The organism is Shewanella sp. AS16, from assembly GCF_021412365.1.
In the GTDB taxonomy this organism is placed as follows: Bacteria; Pseudomonadota; Gammaproteobacteria; order Enterobacterales; family Shewanellaceae; genus Shewanella; species Shewanella salipaludis.
Genome location: NZ_JAKCLK010000493.1, coordinates 1 through 257 on the forward strand (window position 1 = coordinate 1; position 257 = coordinate 257).

Here is a 257-nt window from a genome sequence, read left to right on the forward strand (position 1 = left end):
TTTGGGTGCCATCAGCTATCAATGGCTGCGCGATGGCAGCAATATCAGCGGCGCCACCGGCAGCAGCTATTTGCTGTTGGATGCCGATGTCGGTGCCAGTATCAGTGTCGTTGCCAGCTACACGGATAACCAGGGCACCGCGGAGAGCGTCACTTCCAGCGCCACCGCCGCTGTCGGCAATGTCAACGATGCGCCCACCGGCAGTGTCAGCATCACAGGCACTGCCATCGAAGATCAAAGCTTAACGGCGAGCAATA

Annotated in this window: 1 pseudogene; it reads left to right on the plus strand. The window is 58.8% G+C overall.

Annotation, left to right across the window (positions count from 1 at the left end):
• Positions 1-257: pseudogene (locus LZP73_RS21695) on the plus strand (hypothetical protein); the annotation flags it as partial.